Origin of the sequence: Proteus hauseri (genome assembly GCF_040139125.1) — a bacterium.
GTDB classification, from domain to species: domain Bacteria; phylum Pseudomonadota; class Gammaproteobacteria; order Enterobacterales; family Enterobacteriaceae; genus Proteus; species Proteus hauseri_B.
The window spans coordinates 71,873-85,507 of the sequence record NZ_JBEEUB010000003.1; the positions used below are offsets into that span (position 1 = coordinate 71,873).

Genomic DNA, 13,635 nt, shown 5'->3' on the forward strand with positions numbered 1-13,635 from the left:
TTAACGATCCACATCCGACATTACAAAATCAATACTACCCAGATAGACAATCAAGTCAGAAACCAGACTACCGCGGATAACCGCTGGGATTTGTTGCAAGTGAGCAAAACTCGGTGTACGAATACGGGTACGATAGCTCATTGTGCTGCCATCACTGGTTAAGTAATAGCTGTTGATCCCTTTAGTGGCTTCAACCATCTGGAATGATTCATTAGCAGGCATAACCGGACCCCATGAAACCTGTAAGAAGTGGTTAATCATGGTTTCGATATGCTGTAATGTGCGCTCTTTTGGTGGAGGCGTTGTCAATGGATGGTCTGCTTTAAATGGACCTTCTGGCATATTTTTATAGCACTGTTCAAGAATACGTAAGCTTTGACGTAATTCTTCAACTTTAAGCATAACGCGGTCATAACAGTCGCCGTTACTTGCTACAGGAATTTCAAACTCAAAGTTTTCATAACCTGAGTATGGACGCCATTTACGAACGTCAAACTCTACACCAGTTGCACGAAGACCCGCACCTGTAACCCCCCACTCTAACGCTTCTTTTGAGTTATAAGAGGCAACACCGATAGTACGACCTTTTAAGATGCTATTTTCTAGTGCCGCTTTTACGTAAGAATCTAGACGTTTTGGCATCCAGTCTAAGAATTCACGTAACAGACGCTCCCAACCGCGAGGTAAGTCATGCGCGACACCACCAATACGGAACCATGCTGGATGCATACGGAAACCCGTAATCGCTTCAACAATGTTGTACACTTTTTGGCGGTCAGTAAAAGCGAAGAAGACTGGTGTCATCGCACCAACGTCTTGAATAAAGGTACTGATATACAGTAAGTGGCTATTAATACGAAATAGCTCTGATAGCATGACACGAATGACTTTAACGCGTTCAGGCACTTCAATACCCGCCAGTTTTTCAACTGCGAGTACATAAGGCATTTCGTTAACACATCCGCCAAGGTATTCGATTCTGTCTGTATATGGGATATAGCTATGCCAAGATTGGCGTTCACCCATTTTTTCTGCACCACGATGGTGGTAACCCACATCAGGTACACAGTCGACGATTTCCTCACCATCAAGCTGAAGAATAATACGGAATGCACCGTGAGAGGATGGATGGTTAGGACCAAGGTTTAAGAACATAAAGTCCTCATTCTCAGTACCGCGTTTCATCCCCCACTCTTCAGGTTTGAATGTCAGCGACTCCATTTCCAGATCCTGTTTCTGCTTTGTCAGCACATAGGGATCAAACTCGGTCGCACGAGCTGGATAATCTTTACGCAGTGGATGACCTTCCCAATCAGGAAGCATCATGATACGGCGTAAATTTGGGTGTCCATTAAAGACAATCCCAAACATATCCCAGACTTCACGCTCATACCAATTGGAATTAGGGAAGATCGATGTGATTGTCGGAACATTAAGGTCATTTTCACTTAATGCGACTTTCAGCATGATATCCTTATTTCTGTCAATTGATATCAAGTGATAGAAAACGGAAAAATCAGCTGCTGGCAAGCCTTGACGATGTGTACGTAGACGCTCATCAAAGCCATGCATATCAAACAGCATGACATAAGGTTTTGGTAAAGATTTGAGGTATAGCATTACCTCAATAAGTTGTTCCCGCTTTACCCACACAACTGGCATGCCAGTGCGAGTAGGCTGGAATGTAAACGCATCTGGCCCAAACTTCTGACGCAGTTCATTAACAACCTGATCATCGATATGATCGGTTGTTTCCCACGTTGGCCGAGCGCCTTTTTGCGCTATCTGATCGGTCATTTCTATTCACCACAACTTTGATCAGGGTTACTATGATCGCAACACATTGCTCTGGTTACGTCTTAGGCAAAAGCCTTTAAATTTCGTCTGGTGTACGCAGATTTTTAACTGCGATACGTTCACCGTGCTTTCTTTCTCGTTCTGACTGCATATTGGCACGATAAACACCTTGGTCGCCGACAACCCATGACAATGGGCGACGCTCTTTACCAATGGATTCTTGTAACAGCATCAGTGCCTGCATATAAGCTTCAGGACGGGGTGGACATCCAGGAATATACACATCGACTGGAATAAATTTATCAACACCCTGAACCACTGAATAAATGTCGTACATACCACCAGAATTAGCACAAGCGCCCATGGAGATAACCCATTTTGGCTCTAGCATCTGATCGTATAAACGTTGAATAACGGGTGCCATTTTAGTAAAGCAGGTTCCTGCAACCACCATAAAGTCGGCTTGACGCGGTGATGCTCGTAATACTTCAGAACCAAAACGCGCCACGTCATGTACAGCAGTAAATGACGTCACCATTTCAACGTAACAACAGGAAAGACCGAAGTTATACGGCCATAAAGAGTTTTTTCTTCCCCAGTTCACAACGTCATGCAACGCATGTTCCAGTTTTCCCATATACACGCTGCGATGAACGTGAGCATCTAATGGGTCACTGACAATTTCCTGTGTTTGCAGGGGATAACGGTCATTCTCACCGTTCGGATCTATGCGGGTGAGCGTATAATCCATTTCTAATGCCTCGCTTATTACTGCTGCGGATGTTTGCCGCTGGTTAATCTAACGTGTGTATTTCCTGCGCTTTCACGACGAGAGCGAACAGGTGTCCAATTTAATGCACCAATACGAACTAAATAGAATAATCCAGCTAATAAGATAGCGATGAAGACGGCCGCTTCAATAAAGCCTAGCCAGCCTACTTCACGAACGGAAACAGCCCAGGCATAAAGAAACAGTGCTTCAACATCGAAAATAACGAAAAACATAGCAACCAAATAGAATTTGGCTGACATGCGCAGACGAGCGCTGCCGACTGAATCAAGGCCTGATTCATAAGGAACATGTTTTGCCCTTGCTTGCGCACGTCCGCCTAAATAGCGGGCACCCAGCAACATGAGCGAACATAACCCCAATGCACCTAACAGAAAGACAGCAAATGCCCAATGATGGGCGATAACTTCGGTGGTTGTAGACATACTCATTGCTTACTCATCAAAGGTGGTGTCAATTAACCAACTCTTATCCGGCGGTTTACACCACATTTATAATTACGAAAAAAAAGGCGTAAAGAACAGACTTGCTAATTAAACAAATGATAACAGTCTATTCAAACCTTTCTTCTTTTTTGGAAAACTTTGCGATAAACCACTCAGTTCCCCATCGCTTTTTAACAAATTTAACACGCTATTTTAACACCCAATTATTGGCTAATGCTAAAACGTGTCAGTCAACCTACAAATTTTCTGCTAACACGTTCAGTCTAACCGATAATTCGATTTTACTACACCAGTATCTCAGGAAAAACCTGACTCAATATAGGCAAATGTGCCTTATTTTCTTGATCAAACTCACAAAATAGTCGAAAAAATACATAAACAGTTTAAATTTTATCCAAATTTTAACAAATTAACTTTCCAATAATGTGGAGGAGGTCAAATATCCTTTTTAATTTGCGAGTTTATTCTAGGAATACCTAGACAAACCTTTTATTTGTTAACAAATCCTACAAGCGTGTAACCGAGGTCAAAGGCATACATTCTTTTAACAAATATAAGCGGACGATGGAGAGAACTATGTCACAAAGATGAATGTATTAATTTACATAAATATTAAAGTTATGTTACTACCACAAAAAATAACCATAAAAAAACGGAAACAAATGCAAAATCTTGCACTTATTTCCGTTCATCTTATTCATCACTATTCAGTCTTATTTGACTGTTATTTAATTTTTAACGGTACATTAAAACGTAGCTTATGCCTTGGTATTAAAAATAACACTTTGGCATAAAGTGATTACTCAAGTTCTGTCGAGCTAATATCTTCTGCTGCTGTTACTGTATAAGGTGTTTTCTTATTTTCGATAGCATTGAATACCGTTAATACCGCTTCATTTTGCTCATCGAAATTACGATATAACCAATACTGTGTTTCTGGTAAGCGAGGTAAACCTTCACTTTCACCTAAAATACGTAAATCAGCATTTTGCATTTCAAGTGGACGTGCAGTGATCCCCACCTCTGCATTCACTGCTGCACGAACTGCTGATAAAGAAGCAGCTTCATAAGCAATGCGCCATTGAATACCAGCATCATCTAACGTATTGGTTGCCAATTGGCGGAATGGATTGGTTTCATCCATAACCACTAATGGCAGTGGTTCATTCATTTGTATTTGGTAATCTGGCGCACAATGCCATAAAACAGGCGATGTACGTAACGCGGTGCGTGGATGATGACCAATACGCGCCGTTGTTAGTGCCAAATCAATTTCATGGTTATCAAGCATTGTCTCAAAATATTGAGAACGCTTAATACGTACATCAACAGCTAAACGCGGATAAACTGACGCAATACGATTGAGTAGAAACGGTAATAAAGTGTCTACTGAATCATCTGAAGCGCCAATACGTAACTCACCTTCAGCATCGCTATAAGTTAATGAAGCCGTAGCATCATCGTTAGCACGTAGAATTTGACGAGCATAACCTAGCAGTTGTAGGCCATGTTCTGTTAAAAGTTTATTACGACCATGGCGGGCAAACAGCTCTCTGCCAACCAATTGCTCTAAACGTTGCATCTGCTGACTTACCGCAGATTGGGTTCGACAAACTGCTGCTGCCGCGGCTGCAAAAGTGTTTAAATCTGCAACAGCGACAAACGTTCTTAGCAGATCGAGGTCGAGGTTCATTATCGGACGATTTGCATTAATCATTGTTTATTCTTCACTTATTTTTGATTTTTAAATTACATATACCTGGTGTTTTATATCAAAAGTCTAAAAGAGACCTCCGATTTAGACAGTACTCTACTCTGAAAAAGAGAGCAAAGACATACTGGATACTTTACATTTGTTTCTTATGGTTTACACCTCCTAGATAGAAAGGAATTGCATCTTTTTGTAACAAATTAAATTTTATTATCATTTCGAGTATTAACAAGAAAGAACTGCCAGCCGTCATCACAAGTTAGACTTGGATCATACTATATTGTCTTTCCATTCATAAATTTTAACAATTTGAAAATAATTTAAATTATCTTAACTATGCACTCTCGTTTAAGTATCTTCCCCTATAAACTAAATTTAAGATTTAAATTTAATTTATACTTAAACTATTTGATTGCTATAGAATAAAGTAGATTTAACCATAATATTTGAAAATTTAATATATTAAGTCAGATAATACAAACTCAATAAAATTATTCAATAATTGATTATGCAACATTTCATCAACCTGTGTATTACGCTAAGTTATTTTCAAACCGCACACTAAAAACCCCCTTTTCACTAGTTAAATACTTCAATATTTTAAAAGAAACTAGAACATACATCTAACTTAAACAATACAATCAGTTATCAAAATAACATTCTTAGAATATACCGACCTTTTACACCAAAAATTACTCAACATCTTCAAAAGTTTGTAACGTAAGAGTAGAGTGTTAGAACAGTCATTTTGCTGGGACAGCCTTTTCATTTGTATCTTATATAGTGATAACGCTCTGAACTAATGTGTCGTTATGTCGTTACTATGTAGATATAAGTCATACCCTATTAGGTAAGCGTGCTATGAATCAGATTAAAAAATCAAATAAGCTCGATCATGTCTGCTACGACATTCGAGGTCCGGTTTTGCAAGAAGCAAAGCGTCTGGAAGAAGAAGGTAATAAAGTATTAAAACTCAACATTGGTAACCCGGCACCTTTTGGTTTTGAAGCGCCTGATGAAATTTTGGTTGATGTTATTCGCAACCTACCAAGTTCGCAGGGCTATAGCGACTCCAAAGGGCTGTTTTCTGCACGTAAAGCTATCATGCAACACTACCAAGCCCGTGATATGCGTGATGTGACTGTTGAAGATATCTATATTGGTAATGGTGTTTCTGAACTCATCGTCCAAGCCATGCAAGCGTTGCTAAATGATGGCGACGAAATGTTAGTACCAGCACCAGATTATCCACTATGGACTGCGGCAGTATCACTATCAGGTGGTACAGCAGTACATTATATGTGTGATGAGCAACAAGGTTGGTTCCCTGATTTAGATGATATTCGCAGTAAAATTACTAACAATACCCGCGGTATTGTTATCATCAACCCAAATAACCCAACAGGTGCGGTATATAGCAAAGATATCTTGATGGAAATCGTTGAGATTGCCCGTCAACATAATCTAATCATCTTTGCTGATGAGATTTATGACAAAATTCTTTATGACGATGCAGAGCACCACTCTATTGCGGCAATGGCGCCTGATTTACTCACTGTTACCTTTAATGGTTTATCAAAAACTTATCGTGTAGCCGGTTTTCGTCAAGGTTGGATGGTTTTAAACGGTCCCAAAAAGCATGCTAAAAGTTATATTGAAGGCTTAGATATGCTGGCATCGATGCGTTTATGTGCCAACGTACCCATGCAACATGCGATTCAAACGGCATTAGGTGGTTACCAAAGTATTAGTGAGTTTATTCTACCGGGTGGTCGTTTATATGAGCAACGTAATCGCGCTTGGGAACTGATTAACCAAATCCCGGGTGTTTCTTGCGTTAAGCCAATGGGCGCATTATATATGTTCCCTAAAATAGACTTGAACCGCTTTAGTATTAAAGATGATCAAAAGATGATCCTCGACCTGTTACTACAAGAGAAAGTATTGTTAGTACAAGGAACGGCATTTAACTGGCCATATCCAGACCATTTCCGTATCGTGACTCTTCCTCGTGAAGATGATTTAGATATGGCGATTCAAAAATTTGGTCGCTTTATTGCCGGTTATCATCAGTAAATACTGATCGTCACCTCACATAAAAGACAGCACGATATCTGATTATGCTGTCTTTTTTATTTTATTCTTGTAAGTCGTTTACATCTGTTATTGAACCACTCACAATAATGTCTTCAATCACGCAATTGGGAGATATTATGAGTTACTTTTTTGCCCACCTTTCTCGTTTAAAACTCATTACTCGTTGGCCTTTAATGCGTAATATTCGCCAAGAAAATGTGTCTGAACACAGCTTACAAGTGGCTTTTGTTGCTCATGCTTTAGCGGTGATAAAAAATCGTATCTTTGATGGTAATGTCAATGCTGAACGTATTGCATTACAGGCGATGTATCATGATGCCAGTGAAGTCATTACTGGTGATATGCCAACCCCCATTAAATATCACAATCCACAAATTGCTCACGAATATAAAAAAATAGAAAAATACGCACAGCAAAAATTGATTGAAATGCTGCCAGAAGCGCTACAAGACGATTTTCGCCCACTGATTGATGAGCAACTGCATAATGAAGAAGAGGCGTTTATTGTAAAACAAGCTGATAGTTTATGTGCTTATTTAAAATGCCTTGAAGAGTTAGCCGCAGGTAATAGTGAATTTAATCTGGCAAAGAATCGTTTAGAAAAGACCTTAGCCGAAAGAAATAGCCCTGAAATGGACTATTTTATGAAGATTTTTGTACCCGGATTTAGTTTATCGCTTGATGAGATTAGTGAGTAAAAAAATCAGCTTATGATGATGTAACATCGTAAGCTGATTTTTCAATCAATATTAATTTTTAAAAGTATTTTTATTACTAATAGACTGGAAGTAAGGTGAACTTTCATACTGAATACGACTAACAGATCCTTTATTTTCTAGTTGAGGTTCATCTGTACGCATCACTGTTGAAATCCACAAATTTCTATTTAAATTTATTTTTTCAGCTTGTGGATTATTATAGTTTTCAAAAGATTTATATTCTATTTCTTGTGGATATTTTGAAATACTTGCTTGAATACTTTCCTTTAAATTTTTCGATGAGTGCTTATTATAAGTTTGCCTAATATTTTTTTCCTCTTCATTTTTACCTAATAAGTCTTTCTGTATCTGATTTAAATTTATAGGATTTTCTATCGTAACATTCGATTTAGTTGCATTAAAAAAATTGGCAATATTATTTTTAATACTATTAATACTGGATGCTAATTTTGAAAAAATTGATTTACTTTTTTCATTAGAACCTATACCAACAACTTTTCCGCTATTGTTAGTAGTTTGAAATGTAATACTCATAATTATCTCTTTATCTATAAATAAATGTATATATAAAGCATACACTTTTAATTGAAAATCATTTTCAAAAAACACACACCAATAGATATGATGCATGCATCAAATAAAAAACCACTGACTAATAAATAAAAAACGTCGTTTATTAATTAACAAACGACGTTTCAGCAACATTCAGCTATTTAGAATGGAAATAGTATCGGGATTAAAAAGACACTAATAAACATCACAATAATGGTAAATGGCACACCAATTTTAATAAAGTCGGCAAACTTATAACCACCCGGTTCAAGTATCAGCGTATTCACAGGGGATGAAACTGGGGTCATAAATGCTGCTGATGCCGCAACGCCTATCACCATGGCAAATGGTAGTGGCGATACTTCCATCTGATTCGCCGCCGCAATGGCAATAGGTGCCATAAGTACCGCAGTTGCAGTATTAGAAATAAACAATCCAATAGCCGCACACAATATAAATAAACACACCAGCATTACTTGAGGACCGGCACTACCCGCAACATCCATTAAGCCATTAACAATTAGCTCAATACCGCCCGTTTTTTGCAGTGCTGCGGCAAATGGCATCATACCCACAATCAAAATAATACTTGGCCAGTGGATAGAACGATAAGCACTTTCCATATCAAGGCAACGGAATTTCCCCATCAACAAACACGCAATTAATGCTGCAATAAAGTTAGGTACTTCATTGGTTACCATTAATGCCACCATTAAGGCGAGTGAAAATAGAGCGTGGGGGGCTTGCGATGATGCCGGAGCAACGGCTTCAACTTCAGCCGCTAAATTAAGCACAATAAAGTTGCGAGGTTTCGTTGATAGTATGCGGATTAATTTCCAATCCCCAATAACTAACAACACATCCCCTAAACGTAAAGGTTCATCAACAATCTTACCTGGTAATGCCCCACCTTCACGGCGAATCGCAACCACGTTTAATCCATAGCGAGTACGGAATTTAATTTCTCTTAACGATTTTCCGAGCAACTCAGAATCTGGGTTCATGGAAACTTCAGCTAAACCCACATCACGTGATTGCTCAGAAAAATATTCACCACGTAATACCATGGGTTCTAACATCTGTTCACGGCAAAATTCGCGTAAATCGACATCACTGGCTGACATATCAACTAATAAAACATCACGCTCTCTTAATTCAGTGCCACCTGTCGCACTTACCATGACACGCCGAAAGCGCCTCCAACGTTCAATACCGACAACGTTTGCACCATAACGAGAACGTAAATGTAATTCATCAAGTGAATGGCCTACTAGCGGTGAACCTTTACGAATTGCCAAACGACGAGCACGCCCCGCTAACTGATAATCACGAATAAGATCACGGAAAGTACGACGATAAGCTTCTTTTTGCTTACCATTATCGTTATTTCCTAGCCAGCGGCGTACCACCAGCATATATAGGATGCCTGCGAATAATACGGCGATACCAATTGGCGTAATTGAGAAAAATTGAAAACTTGGCAGCCCTTCTCTTACTAACTCACTGTTTACCACCATATTGGGTGGTGTAGCGACTAATGTCATTAATCCACTAATAAGACCCGCAAAACCCAGAGGCATCATTAAGCGACCAGGCGATATTTTCATTCGTGCTGCCACACTAAGAACGACGGGAATAAATATCGCGACAACGCCTGTTGAACTCATAAATGCACCAAGACTGGCAACGCATATCATCAGTAATACAAGCATTTTTATTTCGCTACTACCCGCAACTCGAACCAGCCAATCACCCATTTGATAAGCAACACCGGTTCTGACTAACCCTTCCCCTATAACAAATAGAGCCGCAATGAGTAATACGTTAGGATCACTAAATCCTACCGTAGCTTCATTTAAGGTGAGTGTACCGCTAAGAACAAATGCGATAATGACAAGTAAAGCGACCACATCCATGCGGATTTTGTTGGTCGTAAAAAGGACAATAGCTATCAATAGCAGGCTTAAAACCCATAACAATTCGCTATTCAAAATGGCCTCGATCAGCAATAAGTGAAAACAGGTTAAGACATCAATTCACTACATTGATAAGTAGACCATTTTTGTAACTATAAGTCTTCTAGTATGATCAAATAAATGATTAACTTTTGTGCTTTATTACAACCTTTTCAGCTTGCTTTTCGATTTGAATATCTTTTAGTGATTCAATAATTAAATGAATCTCATTACGGCGAGGAAGTGTAAGAGGAGCGTGAACCGCAATTACCTGACAACCCGCGTCTAATCCTGAGTAAATTCCCGCAGCTGCATCTTCAAAAACCACACACTCTTGTGGCAATAAACCAAGTTTTTTAGCCCCTAAAAGATAAGGCTCAGGATTTGGTTTACCTTTATTGATACATTCTGCAGTAACCCAATGCTTTGGTTCAGGAATACCCGTGACAGATTGACGTGTTGTTGCAATAGGTACAGTACCTGATGTCACTATTGCCCAAGGAATAGTTAATTCATTAAGACGATTAATAAGCGCTATCGCACCAGGAAGTGGTGCTAAACCTTCCGTTTGGGTAGATTCTAGTTTTTCTAACCAGCGGAAGGTTTCTGTAATTTCTTGTTCACTCGCATTAGGCATAAAATGGCGAATCGACTCTATGGCAGGCTTTCCATGAATATAGTCATTAATTTCCTGTGTTGATACGCCCACTCTTTCACCAAACAGCGCCCAACAATGTTCAACAACAGGCAATGAATCAACTAATGTACCATCTAAATCAAACAGAAAACCTTTACATGTGATTGCCATTTTTTATCTCTACCTTGCAGTGATGCGTTAACTATTACGCATTAAGAATTTGTTGAATTTCAACTGCGCTAAGATGATATTGACGCGGGCAAGCTAACCATACCGCTAGCATTCTTTGGTATTTTTCCCACATTGGTGTTTGAGAGTTAAATCCATGACTGCCACTATCAAAATGGGTATAGCGCCCTTCTGTGTTTACCATAAACCGCACATAACTAAGATAGCGAGATTCTGTTGCTGCATCAAAGCCCATAAATGCGACACGTCGAATATCCATCATATCTGACTCTTTTAGGTTGTCACGAGACACCTGTAGAGCATGATACATTTCCATGACATTAATAATGGTACGGCAAGTCTCTTCTGACATCTCATCAAAGTCACGATCAAGCTCGCGTAATTGCAAGCCATAGCCACGTTCGATAATTGTCTGATAGCGGCGATAACGTTCAGCGTTATCAGGATCCATCATTGTCATCATTTTGTATTGATTAGAGAGGATCAGGCGTTGTGCGTGTGTCATTTCCATCATTATTCTCCAAAGAAATTATTGGCAGAATCATGGCATTAATCAAAACGCTTGAGTAGTCCTAACTAGCCGTTTTTTGATCTCAACAGGGGTATTTGATACAAGCTAGATGGCAAACCAAAGAAGCAAGATAAATCTTCTACACATCATCAAGAAAAGAGCGATCTAATTGCTTAAAAGCACGCTTTAGTAATTTTGCTAAAGAGAGATAAGTCGGTGTTTGTTCGACAGGGGCTAATGCGATGCCAGCTTGTTCAAATTTAGTCCGAATATCAAAAAACCAACGCAGCAATGTTGCGGGTAAAGGTGTCGCAGCTCGTTTACCTAACCACCATAATCCTTGCATTGGCAGACTACAGGCAAATAACGCGGTTGTAATTGCAGGGCCTAAGTTACCACCTAAAGCAATTTGCCACGTCATAGTAAAAATAGCGATAGGAGGCATATAACGAATACCAAATCGCGTTGCTTTGACCATTCGATTTTCAGGAAAAACAGGGGCTAACTGCTTTTCAACCGGCCAGGTTTTTAAATACTCATTACCCAAACGTAGCTTTTTAAAGAAGCCTGGGGGAGTGACTGTCGGTTCGCTCATAATGACCTCAATCAATTTCTTCTGTAACTTTTAAAAAATATCTATAAAGAATAAAAATCTTTTAGTAGAATTAAGTATATTTTGTCTTTGTTGCCTTTACTCTGTATCCTGTGCCCATTCTAAAGCTTTGTGGCAATAAAGCGCTATATTTTGTTTGCCGGCGTGATTTTTGACCCTTTTCGCCGATTTTACTAGAAATCGCTCTAGGGTGAATAAAAATCGTCCAATTAATGATTGGCAACTATAATTAGCATCAGGTTTTTCACTTTAAGCATGATGCGCGTCATTAATGTCATCATAGTAATGCGATAGGCTTTTATGATTGACGTTTTATTAACCACCGTCTTTATAATATAAAAGACACTACGACAACAAGATAAATAGGTAATTCCATGTCAAGTAAGCTGGTGCTGGTACTGAACTGCGGTAGTTCTTCTCTTAAATTTGCAATTATCAACCCAGAAAATGGTGAAGAATTCCTTTCAGGTTTGGCTGAGTGCTTCAACCTACCTGAAGCCCGCCTGAAGTGGAAAATGGATGGTCAGAAACACGAAGCGGCTTTAGGCGCCGGTGCTGCCCATAGCGAAGCATTAAACTTTATTGTTAATACTATTCTGGCTGAAAAACCAGAGCTTTCTGCACAAATAGCATCAATTGGTCATCGTATTGTTCACGGTGGCGAGAAATTCACTAAGTCTGTCATCATTACTGATGAAGTTATCGACGGTATCGAAGCAGCTATTCCGTTTGCACCACTGCATAACCCAGCTCACCTTATTGGTATCGAAGAAGCACGCAAAGCGTTCCCTCATTTAATTGAAAAAATGGTTGCTGTATTTGATACTGCATTCCACCAAACAATGCCTGAAGAAGCTTATCTGTATGCTCTGCCATACAGCTTATATAAAGATCACAGCATTCGTCGTTACGGTGCTCACGGAACAAGCCATTTCTATGTTTCTCGTGAAGCCGCTAAAATGTTAAATAAACCTGTTGATGAACTGAACGTAATCACTTGCCACTTAGGTAATGGTGGTTCTGTTTCTGCTATTGTTAACGGTAAATGTGTTGATACTTCTATGGGTCTGACTCCATTAGAAGGTTTAGTAATGGGTACACGTAGTGGTGATATCGATCCTGCTATCGTATTCCATTTACACGACACTTTAGGTATGAGCGTTGAAGATATCAACAAACTGCTGACTAAAGAATCGGGTCTGTTAGGTTTAACTGAAGTCACCAGTGACTGCCGTTATGTTGAAGATAACTACGACACTAAAGCAGATGCAAAACGTGCAATGGATGTTTATTGCCATCGTTTAGCGAAATACATCGGTTCTTACTGTGCACTGATGGAAGGTCGTTTAGATGCTATTATCTTTACAGGTGGTATCGGTGAAAACGCAGCAATGGTACGTGAATTATCGCTGAAAAAACTAGCTCTATTAGGTTTTGAAGTTGATCATCAACGTAACTTAGATGCTCGTTTCGGTAAATCAGGCACTATCACTACCGATAACAGCCGTCTTGCTGTTGTTATTCCAACTAACGAAGAGTTAGTAATCGCTCAAGACGCAAGCCGTCTGACCGCTTAAGTTTTTTGATGTACTGCCAGTTTTTAAGCTGGCAGTACTGT

12 protein-coding genes are annotated in these 13,635 nt (G+C 39.3%); 3 read left to right on the plus strand and 9 right to left on the minus strand.

Annotation, left to right across the window (positions count from 1 at the left end; genetic code table 11):
- From nuoC to hexA, 4 genes are all read right to left on the minus strand, one after another.
- Positions 1 to 1,797, minus strand: coding sequence for an NADH-quinone oxidoreductase subunit C/D (gene nuoC, locus ABN099_RS06100; RefSeq protein WP_349462787.1), 1,797 nt, complete (start codon positions 1,795 to 1,797; stop codon positions 1 to 3).
- A gap of 76 nt (positions 1,798 to 1,873) precedes the next feature.
- Entirely contained in the window at positions 1,874 to 2,548 is a 675-nt protein-coding gene (locus ABN099_RS06105) for a NuoB/complex I 20 kDa subunit family protein (RefSeq protein ID WP_072068608.1), read from the minus strand.
- A gap of 17 nt (positions 2,549 to 2,565) precedes the next feature.
- Positions 2,566 to 3,018, minus strand: coding sequence for an NADH-quinone oxidoreductase subunit A (locus ABN099_RS06110; RefSeq protein ID WP_064720464.1), 453 nt, complete (start codon positions 3,016 to 3,018; stop codon positions 2,566 to 2,568).
- Between the two features lie 814 nt (positions 3,019 to 3,832).
- On the minus strand, positions 3,833 to 4,750 hold the full coding sequence (gene hexA, locus ABN099_RS06115) for a transcriptional regulator HexA (protein ID WP_349462788.1): 918 nt from the start codon (positions 4,748 to 4,750) through the stop codon (positions 3,833 to 3,835).
- Positions 4,751 to 5,605: 855 nt separating this feature from the next.
- Here hexA and ABN099_RS06120 point away from each other — a divergent pair.
- Complete coding sequence (locus tag ABN099_RS06120) at positions 5,606 to 6,820, plus strand: pyridoxal phosphate-dependent aminotransferase (RefSeq protein ID WP_349462789.1); 1,215 nt, start codon at positions 5,606 to 5,608, stop codon at positions 6,818 to 6,820.
- A 137-nt stretch (positions 6,821 to 6,957) separates the two neighbouring features.
- On the plus strand, positions 6,958 to 7,539 hold the full coding sequence (gene yfbR / locus ABN099_RS06125) for a 5'-deoxynucleotidase (protein ID WP_349462790.1): 582 nt from the start codon (positions 6,958 to 6,960) through the stop codon (positions 7,537 to 7,539).
- Between the two features lie 51 nt (positions 7,540 to 7,590).
- Here yfbR and ABN099_RS06130 read toward each other — a convergent pair whose 3' ends face one another.
- The 5 genes from ABN099_RS06130 to yfbV form a co-directional block, all read right to left on the minus strand.
- The gene (locus ABN099_RS06130) at positions 7,591 to 8,094 is read right to left on the minus strand and encodes a hypothetical protein (RefSeq protein ID WP_349462791.1); all 504 of its coding nucleotides are present in this window, start codon (positions 8,092 to 8,094) and stop codon (positions 7,591 to 7,593) included.
- Positions 8,095 to 8,273: 179 nt separating this feature from the next.
- Positions 8,274 to 10,103, minus strand: a complete 1,830-nt coding sequence (locus ABN099_RS06135) for an SLC13 family permease (protein WP_349462792.1) — start codon at positions 10,101 to 10,103, stop codon at positions 8,274 to 8,276.
- 109 nt (positions 10,104 to 10,212) lie between these two features.
- On the minus strand, positions 10,213 to 10,875 hold the full coding sequence (locus ABN099_RS06140) for a sugar phosphatase (protein ID WP_349462793.1): 663 nt from the start codon (positions 10,873 to 10,875) through the stop codon (positions 10,213 to 10,215).
- 34 nt (positions 10,876 to 10,909) lie between these two features.
- A complete protein-coding gene (locus tag ABN099_RS06145; protein ID WP_349463121.1) occupies positions 10,910 to 11,404 on the minus strand; it encodes a YfbU family protein in 495 nt (164 codons plus the stop codon).
- A 139-nt stretch (positions 11,405 to 11,543) separates the two neighbouring features.
- The gene (yfbV, locus tag ABN099_RS06150; protein ID WP_064720478.1) at positions 11,544 to 11,999 is read right to left on the minus strand and encodes a terminus macrodomain insulation protein YfbV; all 456 of its coding nucleotides are present in this window, start codon (positions 11,997 to 11,999) and stop codon (positions 11,544 to 11,546) included.
- A gap of 392 nt (positions 12,000 to 12,391) precedes the next feature.
- On the opposite strand from yfbV, the gene ackA reads away from it, so the two are divergent.
- Positions 12,392 to 13,594: an acetate kinase gene (gene ackA, locus ABN099_RS06155; protein ID WP_349462794.1), complete on the plus strand. Its 1,203-nt coding sequence runs from the start codon at positions 12,392 to 12,394 to the stop codon at positions 13,592 to 13,594.
- The last annotated feature ends 41 nt before the right edge of the window (positions 13,595 to 13,635 follow it).

Bases quoted from the DNA above. Each gene is read 5' to 3' on its own strand.
- nuoC (WP_349462787.1), bottom strand. From the start codon at position 1,797: ATGACCGATCAGATAGCGCAAAAAGGCGCTCGGCCAACGTGGGAAACA.
- ABN099_RS06105 (WP_072068608.1), bottom strand. From the start codon at position 2,548: ATGGATTATACGCTCACCCGCATAGATCCGAACGGTGAGAATGACCGT.
- ABN099_RS06110 (WP_064720464.1), bottom strand. From the start codon at position 3,018: ATGAGTATGTCTACAACCACCGAAGTTATCGCCCATCATTGGGCATTT.
- hexA (WP_349462788.1), bottom strand. From the start codon at position 4,750: ATGATTAATGCAAATCGTCCGATAATGAACCTCGACCTCGATCTGCTA.
- ABN099_RS06120 (WP_349462789.1), top strand. From the start codon at position 5,606: ATGAATCAGATTAAAAAATCAAATAAGCTCGATCATGTCTGCTACGAC.
- yfbR (WP_349462790.1), top strand. From the start codon at position 6,958: ATGAGTTACTTTTTTGCCCACCTTTCTCGTTTAAAACTCATTACTCGT.
- ABN099_RS06130 (WP_349462791.1), bottom strand. From the start codon at position 8,094: ATGAGTATTACATTTCAAACTACTAACAATAGCGGAAAAGTTGTTGGT.
- ABN099_RS06140 (WP_349462793.1), bottom strand. From the start codon at position 10,875: ATGGCAATCACATGTAAAGGTTTTCTGTTTGATTTAGATGGTACATTA.
- ABN099_RS06145 (WP_349463121.1), bottom strand. From the start codon at position 11,404: ATGGAAATGACACACGCACAACGCCTGATCCTCTCTAATCAATACAAA.
- yfbV (WP_064720478.1), bottom strand. From the start codon at position 11,999: ATGAGCGAACCGACAGTCACTCCCCCAGGCTTCTTTAAAAAGCTACGT.
- ackA (WP_349462794.1), top strand. From the start codon at position 12,392: ATGTCAAGTAAGCTGGTGCTGGTACTGAACTGCGGTAGTTCTTCTCTT.